The following is a 12,121-nucleotide window of genomic DNA, read 5'->3' as shown; positions in this document are numbered from 1 at the left end:
TTTTAGTTATAAGCAATGCTTATTTAAGGATGGCTTATAATTAGCTCCATGTGTCCATTAAACTGAATTGCTTTATCTTCTGTTGTTAAAATAAAATGCGTACCTTTTTGAACAGTGAATGTTTCGTCATCAACTGTTAATTGACCATCACCCTCAATGACTGAAACTAAGCAATACGGATGAGGTTTCTCTAAAGTTAGATGTTCAGAAATATCCCATTTCTCTACTGTGAAGAACGTATTCGACACAAATTGCGTATAAGTGTTACCATCAATCTCTTTAGTATGTGGAGAAGTATTCGGCTGTCGATTAGAAATATCGATAACATCTTTACTTTGTTCTAAATGTAATTCACGTGTGTTGCCATTTTTATCTTTTCTATCGTAATCATAAATACGATATGTGGTATCAGAAGATTGCTGCGTCTCCAAGATGAGGATGCCTGATCCTATCGCATGTACTGTACCAGCAGGAACATAATAGAAGTCGCCAGGGTGAACTGGAACATGAGTAAATAAATGGTCGAAGTCTTTATTATCGATGAGTTGTTCTAATTCTTCTTTTGTTTGTGCTTCTACACCATAGATGATTTCTGAGCCAGGTTCTGCATCAAGAATATACCAACACTCTGTCTTACCATATTCACCTTCGTGTTTAAGTGCATAGTCATCATTAGGATGAACCTGTACTGAAAGTTGATCATGAGCGTCTAGAATTTTAGTTAGAAGCGGGAAGTGTGTTCTTGAATCGTTATCGAATAACGCACGATCTTCTTCCCATACCTTATCCAACGTCTTACCTTGATGTTTGCCATTTTCAATGACATTAGGTCCGTTCTGATGTGCTGAAATAGCCCAACTTTCGCCAGTTTGATCACTTGGAATATCATAACCAAACTGAGTTAAAGCATTGCCACCCCAAATGCGCTCTTGAAATACAGGTTTAAGAAACAATACCATATCTTACACTCCTTTATATCTCTTTTAAAATGTTGTAGATTTCATTTTTATCTTGAGCATGTACGAGGTTGTCTCTTGTATCATCATGCATTAAAGCTTTTGATAAGCGTTGCAATAATCTTAAGTGCGTATCATTACTGTCATTTGGCACAGCGATAAGGAAGACCAATTGCGGTAATGAACCATCAAGACTTTCCCACTGAATGCCTTTTCTATTTTGCATAACAGCTACGGCAGGTTGATTGACTGCACTTGATTTCGCATGAGGAATCGCCACATTCATACCAATGGCAGTAGTTGACTCTGCTTCTCGCTTAAGAATAGCTTCTTTTACTTCTTCAACATTAGAGATATAGTGATGTTCGTTTAATTTAGAAATGAGCGTATCAATCGCATTGTCACGCGTAAGTTCAGTATTTGATATTTCAATAATATTCTCGGCAAATACTTCATGTTCTTTACTTTCATTTGTAGGCTCACTTTGTGGAGCAGTCGTTGCTACATTACTTTGTGTTGTTGTATCGTTTGCTGATGTAGAATCATTTTCAAGGGTAGGGTCAGTCTCGTGTGCATTCACTTCATTCGCAGGTGTATGTCTCTTGAAAATTAAGACCGTCATCATTGTGACTAAACTACCGATAATGACAGCGATAAAGAACCAAAGAACCTTATCAATACCGCCAAGTACTGCTACAACTGGACCACCGTGGGCCACTCTATCTCCAACACCTCCCAGCGCGGCGATGACAGATGCTACCATAGCACCAATCATATTAGCTGGAATTGTTCTAAGTGGGTCTTGGGCAGCGAAAGGTATCGCACCTTCAGTGATACCGAAGAGCCCCATTGTAAATGAGGCTTTACCCATTTCTTGTTCAGCTTTGTTAAACTTACGTTTTTGAATAAATGTTGCTAAGCCTAAACCGATTGGAGGCGTACATACTGCTACAGCAACCATTCCCATCACTGCATAGTTACCTTCAGCAATTAATGCAGAACCGAAGAGAAAGGCAACTTTATTAATCGGACCACCCATATCGAAGGCAATCATAGCGCCGATAATCAACGCTAGAATAATAATATTTGCACCTTGCATACCTTTTAACCATGTCGTCAATGCAGCAAAGATACTTGAAATTGGAGCACCGATGACAAAGATAAATATCAGTCCTACGATAAGTGAAGAAATAATAGGTATGATAATAATTGGCATAATCGGTGCCATCGCTTTAGGAACTTTAATTTGTTTAATCCATTTAGCGATATAACCAGCTAAGAAACCGGCAACAATACCACCTAAGAAACCAGCACCTGCAGTACTGCCGTAAAGACTTCCATCAGCAGCGATAGCTCCACCAATCATACCTGGAACAAGTCCGGGTTTATCAGCAATACTTACGGCAATATAACCGGCTAGAATTGGAACCATAAATTTAAAAGATAAGCTTCCAATATTTTCAATTGATTTCCAGAATGAATGCTCTGGAATGACGAGGCCTTTAGAAGTCGCTTCGCCACCTATAGTTAAAGCAATGGCCATCAGCAATCCACCTACAACGATGAATGGCACCATGAAAGAGACACCATTCATTAAGTGTTGATAGACCATTTGCATGCCACTTTTATGTTCATTATCTTCTTCAGAATTGTGGCTGTGAGTTTCTGAATCATTTCCATGATAGATACGGGCGTCTTGATCAATGATACGTTGAATTAATTGTTTTGGATGATGGATACCTTCACGCACGTTCTCATTAATGAGGCGTTTACCATTAAAACGTGAAAGATCAACTTGTCTATCAGCGGCGATAATGATGCCATCTGCTTCTTTAATTTCCTTGGCAGTTAAAATGTTTTCAGCACCTACACCGCCTTGCGTTTCAACTTTGATATCTACGCCCATTTCCTTAGCAGCTTGTTCTAATTTTTCTTGAGCCATATATGTATGAGCGATACCGTTAGGGCATGATGTTATAGCAAGTATTTTCATCGCTTTCACTCTCCTTTATTTAAAGTGTAAGCGTATTCAATACTATATAAAAAAGAATAATTGCCGTTATTAGTGGCAATTATTCTCGAATTTGAGCGATTAACTTATTTTTCATGACATGGTTATCCATCAGACACCACTGATCAACCGTATATTCATCAAGTTGAGCCAGTGACTGAATCATATTTTTCATCATTTGTGCATCTTTCTTCGCAATCGCTAGGAAGAACACTAACTTCACATCATGTTGTTTCCATGGAATGGGGTGCTTGAATTTATAGACAATCACATGAGATTTCAGCACCTTCTCAGGATTACCGTGAGGAATCGCCATACCATTGCCTATGAAAGTTGAAGACTGACGTTCGCGTTCCATCGCAGATTCAATATAACCATCTAAAGTCGCTTGATGTTCTTCTAGAATCTCTTGAGTTCTCTTAAAGATTGAGAGTGCAACGGAGGATTCATCTTGTTCGATGTCGGACTCAACCACAAATTCTATTGGTGACAGGGCATCTCTTTGTAACGTTGGGTTTTTAAACGTTTTAATTACATGTTCAACTTGGCGTTCATCATCTTTTGAAAATAATGGCGACACCTGAATCACTTTCGGAAGGTGTGATGAACGTTTGTGACTTAAGTCGATATCATGCGTCGTGATGAGTAAATCCACTTGCGCAAAGTCATAAGTTTCAACATCTTCAAGTTTCAATGTATTAACAATTGATATTGAAGGACTTAATTTCTTAATCCTTTCGGCTAATAAAGTTGAAACCCCTAAGCCGTAATAACACACAATGACGACGTTAATGGTCGAATGCATTTGTCGTTCAATTGATGATTGAAAATGAATCGTCAAAAAGGCAATTTCATCTTCGCTAAGTTGTATGTCAGTGTCTTTAGATAACTGATGAATCACATCATAAAGCGTGTTAAAGATAAAAGGATAGAGTTGTTTGATTTCAGATGTCAGCGGATTGTTGAGGTAAACATTGCGCATCAATCGTAAGTAGGTACGACTAAAGTGCATATAAATATTTTCTTTTAGAATTGAATCTTTAGAAAAAGGAATATCTACATTCGTTTCCATCAATTGTATTAACCGTTGAATATAACTTTGAATAAAGAGTTGTTGGAAGCTTAAATCAAATTGATTGAAATGATAACTAATGAAGAATGAAAACAATTGACTCGTTTCATCAGTCAGCCGGTAACCTAGTTGTTGATTAATATCTGTAATACACTGTCGTGCTATGGCTAGTGAAGTTGGATCCGACTCCCAATCTAACTCCTCAGAGTTAGTGCGCTTGATAATTAAGATTAAATGCACAAGTAACTGTCGCACTTGATTATCTGACGTTTGAAGCTCGGAAGCTTGAATATGTTTCTTAATAATATGATGAATACGCTGAATATGTCCCTGTGGTAATTCTTGCAGAATCAAATCTTCTACCTTAATTTCATTCGAAGAGAGTTGATTCAGATGAAGAACCGCATTACTTAAATCCGAACCACTAGCATCGATAATGATACCTTGTTTCCTTTTCAAAGTGACGGTGACATCAAATTTTTCACACCAAGTTTGGATACGTGTGACACAATCAAGTACATCTGACTTTGATAGATGAAACTGTGATGCAAGCTCACTCAAAGTATATGTATGATGATCCATCAATAATTTATAAGCAATCTTAATTAATAACTTTCTCTCTTTAAGAATACTGTCATTTAATTGTCCCTCAATATAACTAATAGAATATGTATCTAAATTTAATTGATAACCTCTAGATTTAACACTCACTATAAGATTATCAATGAATGTAGAATTAATAACTTTAATATCATTCCTAACTGTGCGATTAGACACATTTAAATAAGCCGAAACTTCATTCCCACTAATGTACGTTTGAGCGTTATTGATTAAGAGTTGAATGAGTTTAATCTGTCTGTTTATCATAGTCCATCTCACTTCTCCCACAAAGTTTGATTAGGAAAACGCTTACTACACAATCAAAGTTTACTTGTTAGCGAGGAGATAGGCAAGTAGGTAAGAAAATCAACTTTGAAGAATTAAGTACGAAATTATCGATTATTGTAATCAAACAATTAATAGACTCCAAGTCTTCGATATTCAAGACAACGAACTTCCAAATTTAAATCATTATATTAGAACAATTGACTCAACAACCACTCCCATCAAACATTAATTTTAATTGACTTGCTCAAATAACAGTTTCTTCATTATATTGTTAAGCAAAATGTTATATGGGTATGAGTAAATTAGTTAGATGAGGAGGTATTATAGTTGAACATTTCTTCTAAAGATTTTGATTATTTAGTTGTTTTTACCGCAGGCATAGGAATGTTTTTATCTACCTTAGATAGTGGGATTATTAACCTTGCATTACCTACTTTATCGAAATCATTTAATGTTGATACATCATTGATAACATGGAGTGTCACTTTATATACTTTATTATTGACGGGAACGATTATCATATTTGGAAGATTGAGTGACAAATTTAGTCGAATAAATATCTATAGTATCGGGCTTATTGTGTTTTTAATAGCTTCAATTTTATGTGGTTTTTCAAGTAATATTATCCAATTGATCACATTTCGAGGTTTGCAAGGCATCGGAGCAGCAATGTTGCAAGGCACTGCCACTGCTATTATTACAACTAGTATTCCTGAAGATAGACAAGGATCGGCCCTAGGAACGCTAAGTATACTTTTAGGAATAGGACCAGTTTTAGGACCTAGTGTAGGAGGGAGTTTACTCTCTTTAGGAAGTTGGAGATGGATATTTTGGATGAATATTCCCTTTATCGTAGTAGGGTTAGTTGGCTGTTTAATATTGAAGAGAAATATTAAAGAAAATAGAAGTACATCTATTCACCTGGATTTGCGAGGAAATATATTGTTATTTCTATCTATATTTTGTTTATTAATCAGTCTAACTGCATGGTCTCATAATTCTATTAAAAGTTTACTCGTTTATGGGAATTTAATAACTTTTATCATACTATTTAGTTTGTTTGTAGTATGGGAATTAAAAAATAGTCATCCAATCATAGATTTACGCATGTTTAAAAATATATCTTTTTCTTCTCCTATTTTTGCGATATTTGTGTTTGGCGGTACGACCTCTCTAGGATTTATCGTTCCACCGTACATATTAGAGAAAGCTAACCATCTCGGTTCATGGCAAGTGGGCTTAGTTAATTTAGCATCTCCTTTAGGCTTAGTCATTGTTTCAAAACTTGCCGGAAAGTTGATATCTCGTTTAGGAAGTACCATATTAATGGTGATTGGATTAATTATAATGACTATTGCTTATACAAGTTTAGGAGGCTTCCAATTTATTTTAAGTCCAATAGCATTAAGTCTATTATTACTACTATATGGTTTAGGAGGTGGATTCTTTCTTCCTTCTAATACTTCAGCAATTATGGGCTCCGTTTCTCAGGATATGCAAGGTACAGTAGGAGCAGCTCAAAGAATGGTTCAAAATATAGGTATTGCTATTTATACAGCTATAACTTCATTATTTATTAATAACTCCTCAAGTTCTAATAAACTAATAGCAGGGGCTAGTGAAGCGTGGTTATTTGCAGCTGCATCTTTATTTATAGCACTACTCCCTTTCTTATTAAAAATCTTACGAAACAAACAACGTGCTGAATAAAAGATATTCTAATTTAAAATGATCTATTAAAAGATTTCTTGCACTCATAACAGTTTTTTCATTAATAATTGTTATGTGTGCAATTTTTGTTTTTCACTATATAATGACCCAAGTAAATATGATATATTTTAATTAAATTATTTATATTGGGTGATAGTATGGGGTATCAAAGCGAACACGCTTTAGAAGAATATGTAATTAAACAATTAGTGAGTCAGGGATACGAGAGAGTTCAAATACGTGATCACGCACAGCTAGTCGATAATTTCCGCTCAATTTTAAATGAACGTAATGCTGATAAACTTGAAGGGAAGCCATTATCAGATGCGGAATTTCGTAGAATTATGATAGATATTAGTGATAAAAGTGTATTTGATAGTGCAATGATATTAAGGGATAAATATGTCCTTGAACGTGATGATGAGACGAAAGTATATCTGAGTTTTATGGATACGTTAAAGTGGTGTAAGAATAAATTCCAAGTAACGAACCAAGTTTCTGTTGAAGATACATATAAAAGTCGTTATGATGTGACGATTCTTATCAATGGTTTGCCACTTGTTCAAATTGAATTGAAAAGAAGTGGTATCGCAATTACTCAAGCATTTAATCAAATTGAACGTTATCGTAAATTTAATTACACAGGTCTGTTTAGATTCATTCAACTCTTCGTTATTAGTAATAAGATGGAAACACGTTACTACGCAAATAGCGACCAAAGAATTTTTAAGAGCGCGATGTTTTATTGGAGCGATAAAAATAATCAACGTATCAATAACCTGAAAGATTTTGTTGAAGATTTTCTTAGCCCATGCAAACTTGCTAAAATGATTAGTCGCTACATGATTATTAATGAAACTGATAAAGTGCTTATGACGCTTAGACCTTATCAAGTTTACGCAGTTGAGGCACTAATTAAACGTGCGACAGAGACAAATAATAATGGCTATATTTGGCATACGACAGGAAGCGGTAAAACGTTAACTTCTTTCAAGACGAGTCAGATTCTCTCTAGGGAACCTAATATCAATAAAGTCATATTTTTAGTCGACCGTAAGGATTTAGATAGCCAAACGCTTGCTGAATTCAACAAATTTGAAAATGACTCTGTCGACCTTACAGACAATACACGTAAATTACTTCAACAGTTAGACGACCCTACTCAGAACCTTATCGTTACGACGATACAAAAGATGGCAAATGCAATTAAAACAGGACATAAAGCAATTGAACGTTATAAAGAAGATAAAGTAGTATTCATTATCGACGAGTGTCACCGTACACAGTTTGGTGATATGCATCGTGTGATTAAACAACATTTTAAGAACGCGCAATACTTTGGATTCACAGGTACACCACGTTTTGAAGAGAATGCGAGTCAAGACGGACGTGCGACGGCGGATATATTCGGGAAATGCCTCCATACTTACCTTATTAAAGATGCGATTCGTGATGGCAATGTACTAGGATTCTCTGTTGAATACCTCAATACATTCGATAAATTGAAGGACAATATTGATGAAGAATATGTTTCTAAGATAGATGAGAATGAGATTTGGATGGCTGACGACCGTCTTAAGAAAGTAGCTAAACATCTTGTCGCAAACCATCACAAGAAGACGCGTAATCAAATGTATACTTCCATTTTTACTGTTCAAAGCATACCAATGGCAATTAAATATTATAAAATCTTCAAAGAGATGAAAGAAGAAGGTTTACACAACCTCAATGTTTCTACAATTTTCACTTATAATCCTAATGAAGATATGCATAAAAATAGAGAAGTGTATCAACAAAATGAAAATCCTAAGCATTCACGTGAAGAATTAGAAACAGTAATTAAAGATTATAATAAAATGTTTGATAAAAATTATTCTACAGATACATTTGATGGATTCTTTAATGATGTTTCTCAGCGAGTGAAACGAGGCATACCAGGTGAACGATTAGATATTTTAATTGTTGTTGATATGTTCTTAACAGGCTTCGATAGTAAAAAGTTAAATACGTTATATGTTGATAGAAATCTACAATATCATACATTAATTCAAGCTTATTCTCGTACGAATCGAGTTGAAGATGAGACTAAACCTTATGGCAACATTGTGTGCTATCGTAATTTGAAAGAGAATACAGATAAAGCAATCGAGTTATTCTCACAAACAGATGATGTAGACACGGTATTAAGTGCATCATTTGATGAGTATTTAGTTGAGTTTAAAAAGCAATTAATAGAGTTGTATAAAGTTGCAGATACGCCAGAAGCGGTAGACCGATTAGAACGTGAAGATGATATTAAAGAGTTTGTATTAACTTTCCGTAGTTTGTCACGTTTAATGCAAATGCTAAAAACGTTTGACGAATTTAGCTTTGACAAGGATAAACTCGGCATAGCTCAGCAAACTTTTCAAGATTACAGAGGTAAATATCTTCATTTATATGATGCTGTACGTCAGAAAAATAAAAGAGAAATTAACAAAGTCTCTGTTTTAGATGATATTGACTTCGAAGTCGAGATATTAAGAAATGATTTGATTAATGTTCAATATATTCTAGATTTATTGAACCAGATTGATTTAACGAATAAAGAAGAAACAGATAAAGCACGTAAGCAGATACGTAAGTTACTTGAACAAGCAGATGATGATAAATTAAGACTGAAGGCAGACTTAATTCGCGAGTTCTTAGATAGTGTGATTCCACATCTTGAAGAAGGAACAGCGATTGATGATGCATATTATGAATTTGAAGAGGAAGTCAAAGAAGGCGAGTTACAAGATTTCGCCAAAGATCAAACCTATCCAATTGATTTATTAAAACAGCTTGTGAGTGAGTATGAGTACAGTGGACAATTAGATAATAATTTAGTTGAAGAGGGTGTCTCTGGTGGCTTACTCGTGCGTACTAAGAAAATTGATAATGTTAAATCCTTCGTTCAAGAAACCGTAGAAAAATATGGTGCAGTGGAATAATCATTTTGATGTTTTAAACACATGATATTAACATCTAACTTCAATCGCAACGCTTTCCTAAGGAGGGGCTGGGGTCGAGCCACGGTTTAGATACTTATCTTGTTTCCTCAAGAGTTTTGCGTTAGATTTTATATCTAGTAAAATAATTCACAAAAACTGTAAGTTAGGTGGGTGTTCCCACTTAACTTATTTTATTTTGTGCTATAAAATTATAAATAAAAGACAAAATAAATGGACAACTATTTATTTATAAATTTCGTACTAAATGGAGGGAACGTACATTGACTACATCAGAGAAGAAACGTCAACAACAAGCAGAACTACAAAAGAAATTATGGTCCATTGCGAATGACTTACGTGGGAATATGGACGCCAATGAATTTAAAAATTACATTTTAGGCCTTATCTTTTACCGTTTCTTGAGTGAGAAGGTTGAAGAGACATCCGCAAGACTTCTTTCAGAAGATAATATTTCATATACAGAAGCAATGAATAACGAGGATTACCGTCCTATCGTTGAGAAAGAACTCATTCAACGTATTGGTTTCGTTATTGAACCGGAAAATTTATTTAGTAATTTAAAAGCTAAAATTGAAAACCAAACATTTGAAATTGAAGACTTAAGCAATGCGATTAAAAATGTTGAGAACTCTACACGTGGTCATGAAAGTGAAGATGACTTCATCCATTTATTCGATGACATGGATTTGAACTCCAGTCGTTTAGGTAATACCAATGCAGCACGTACGAAATTAATTGGGAAAGTCATGATGAATATTTCTACATTACCATTCGTCCATAGTGATTTAGAAATCGATATGTTAGGCGACGCGTATGAATACTTAATCGGTCAATTCGCAGCTAGTGCGGGTAAAAAGGCCGGTGAATTCTATACACCTCAACAAGTATCAACGATACTTGCGAAGATCGTTACAGTTGGTAAAGAAGATTTAAGAAGTGTGTATGACCCGACATGTGGTTCTGGCTCATTACTATTACGTGTAGGTCGTGAAGCTAAAGTACGTAACTATTATGGTCAAGAATACAATAGTACAACTTATAACTTAGCTAGAATGAATATGTTGCTTCACGATGTGAACTTTAAAGCCTTCCAAATTGAAAATGGCGATACATTAGAAGATCCAGCGCATCGAGGCGAACAATTTGATGCGGTAGTCGCAAACCCACCATACAGTGCGAAGTGGAGTGCTGAACCTTCATTCTTAGATGATGAACGTTTTAGTGATTACGGCAAACTTGCACCTAAATCTAAAGCAGACTTTGCATTTATTCAACATATGATTTATCACTTAGATGATGAGGGGACAATGGCAGTTGTTCTTCCACATGGTGTTCTATTCCGTGGCGCAGCCGAAGGCACAATTCGTAAATATTTAATCGAAGAGAAGAATTATTTAGACGCCGTGATAGGCTTACCTGCCAACTTGTTCTTTGGGACAAGTATTCCAACGTGTGTCCTAGTCTTTAAGAAATGTCGCCAAGCTGATGATGACGTAGTATTTATTGATGCTTCACAATCATTTGAAAAAGGTAAAAACCAAAACCACCTTACAGATGAAGATGTAGAAAAAATCGTCGAAACATACAGCCAAAGAGAGACAATAGATAAATATAGTTATGTCGCAAGTTTAGATGAAATCAATGAGAATGATTACAACCTCAATATTCCTAGATATGTAGATACATTTGAAGAAGAAGAGCCGATTGACTTAGACCAAGTCCAACAGCAACTCAAAAACATCGATAAAGACATCGCCAACGTAGAATCAGAAATCAACGAATATCTCAAAGAACTAGGAGTGTCGGATAATGACTGAACAAAATACTCCAGAGTTAAGATTTACAGAGTTCAAAGGTGAGTGGCGTAAAAGTAAGTTAGCAGACGTAGTTAATGTGTATGATGGTACTCATCAAACTCCGAGATATACTAAAGAAGGAATTAGATTTCTTTCTGTAGAAAATATAAGATTATTGAAATCAAATAAGTTTATTTCCAAAGAGGATTTTGAAAAAGAATTTAAAATTTATCCAGAATATGGAGATATACTGATGACTCGAATAGGTGATATTGGAACGCCTAAAGTAGTAAACTTAATAGAGCCGTTAGCATACTATGTGAGTTTAGCATTATTAAAACCTATAAATATTAATTCATATTTTTTAGAATCATTAATCCTTTCTCCTACTGTTCAAAATGAACTATGGAGAAAGACTTTGCATATAGCATTTCCGAAAAAAATTAATAAAAATGAAATTGCAAAAGTAATGATTAACTATCCTAAAAATGAAGAACAAGAGAAAATTGGTAAACTCTTCAGCAAACTCGACTACCAAATTGAGTTAGAAGAAGAGAAACTTGAACTTTTAGAACAACAAAAGCGTGGGTATATACAAAAGATTTTTTCTCAAGAGTTAAAATTTAAAGATGAAAGAGGGAACAATCATCCTAGTTGGAAAGAAATGAAATTAATGGAATTTCTTTCTGTTATAG

General features: G+C 34.9%; 6 protein-coding genes and 1 pseudogene. 4 read left to right on the top strand and 3 right to left on the bottom strand.

Going from position 1 to position 12,121, the window contains the following annotated elements:
* Positions 1-23 precede the first annotated feature (23 nt).
* The 3 genes from manA to MHI13_RS21020 all read right to left on the bottom strand — a co-directional run bounded on the left by manA (position 24) and on the right by MHI13_RS21020 (position 4,906).
* The gene (manA, locus tag MHI13_RS21030; protein ID WP_002436369.1) at positions 24-959 is read right to left on the bottom strand and encodes a mannose-6-phosphate isomerase, class I; all 936 of its coding nucleotides are present in this window, start codon (positions 957-959) and stop codon (positions 24-26) included.
* 13 nt (positions 960-972) lie between these two features.
* Positions 973-2,949, bottom strand: coding sequence for a fructose-specific PTS transporter subunit EIIC (locus MHI13_RS21025; protein WP_002436390.1), 1,977 nt, complete (start codon positions 2,947-2,949; stop codon positions 973-975).
* A 79-nt stretch (positions 2,950-3,028) separates the two neighbouring features.
* Positions 3,029-4,906 carry a BglG family transcription antiterminator gene (locus tag MHI13_RS21020; protein WP_064210718.1) on the bottom strand — a complete coding sequence of 626 codons (1,878 nt, stop codon included), beginning with the start codon at positions 4,904-4,906 and terminating at the stop codon, positions 3,029-3,031.
* 348 nt (positions 4,907-5,254) lie between these two features.
* On the opposite strand from MHI13_RS21020, the gene MHI13_RS21015 reads away from it, so the two are divergent.
* The 4 genes and pseudogenes from MHI13_RS21015 to MHI13_RS21000 form a co-directional block, all read left to right on the top strand.
* Entirely contained in the window at positions 5,255-6,637 is a 1,383-nt protein-coding gene (locus MHI13_RS21015; protein ID WP_064210719.1) for an MFS transporter, read from the top strand.
* A gap of 158 nt (positions 6,638-6,795) precedes the next feature.
* Positions 6,796-9,609 carry a type I restriction endonuclease subunit R gene (locus tag MHI13_RS21010; protein ID WP_064210720.1) on the top strand — a complete coding sequence of 938 codons (2,814 nt, stop codon included), beginning with the start codon at positions 6,796-6,798 and terminating at the stop codon, positions 9,607-9,609.
* 281 nt (positions 9,610-9,890) lie between these two features.
* A complete protein-coding gene (locus MHI13_RS21005; RefSeq protein WP_340761957.1) occupies positions 9,891-11,447 on the top strand; it encodes a type I restriction-modification system subunit M in 1,557 nt (518 codons plus the stop codon).
* Positions 11,440-12,091, top strand: a pseudogene (locus MHI13_RS21000) (restriction endonuclease subunit S); the annotation flags it as partial. The gene MHI13_RS21005 and the pseudogene MHI13_RS21000, both read left to right, overlap by 8 nt.
* Positions 12,092-12,121: the final 30 nt, after the last annotated feature.

Source organism: Staphylococcus sp. FSL K6-0223 (assembly GCF_038008285.1).
Note: the sequence above shows the minus strand (reverse complement) of the source record. Positions and strands in the feature narration are given on the sequence as shown.